Source organism: Vibrio sp. 1288 (genome assembly GCF_033344475.1).
In genome coordinates, this window is the sequence record NZ_JAWPOX010000714.1 from 1 (window position 1) to 623 (window position 623).

Here is a 623-nt window from a genome sequence, read left to right on the forward strand (position 1 = left end):
GGAGCTACCTTCATTGACCATCGTATAGACCTTTAACCGAAGATCTTTAGCCGCTGGCGCATTGGACTCAATCAAGTTCTGGTTTTGGCATTGTGGGCAGCGCAATGTCTTAGCGAGCGAGGTTGCTCGTTGTTGCACTTCTACAGATTGAAATTCAAAAAGATCAACGTTCTGCTTAATTTCACTCCCATTGCTCACAGGAGAATATAATGCAAGTGCAAAAACGGTAATAAATATATATTTAAATAGCGCCATTAAAATACCTAGAAAATATTGAGTTCCATTTGTCGATCGTGATTGCTCCCCGATATTTGATCAAAACCTTGCCATTTTGATCAATAAGATAAGTTTCTGGTGTACCTATCACTCCCAGCTCAACCGCTAATTCGCCATTTGGGTCACTAATCACTTCTTGATAAGGATTGTTTTTAGAGCTCAAGTAGTTTTGAGCGGCAGAGTTATTATCTCGATAATTCAAACCAATGATCGGCACTCCCGCACCCGCTATCTGCAAAAGTGTGTCATGTTCTTTCTTACAGATCCCACACCATGACGCCCACACATTCAGCAACTTATAGCCATTGTCTTGAAACAACACCTGAGGGACCTCTTTTCCAGAGATA

At 41.4% G+C, this 623-nt stretch carries 2 protein-coding genes; both read right to left on the reverse strand.

Translation table 11 applies throughout. The annotated features are described in order from the left end of the window. On the reverse strand, nucleotides 1-255 hold a 255-nt coding region (locus R8O11_RS28945; RefSeq protein WP_318195087.1), incomplete at its 3' end, for a cytochrome c-type biogenesis protein CcmH. Next, a partial coding sequence (locus R8O11_RS28950; RefSeq protein WP_318195088.1) for a DsbE family thiol:disulfide interchange protein occupies nucleotides 242-623 on the reverse strand: 382 nt, incomplete at its 5' end. The genes R8O11_RS28945 and R8O11_RS28950, both read right to left, overlap by 14 nt.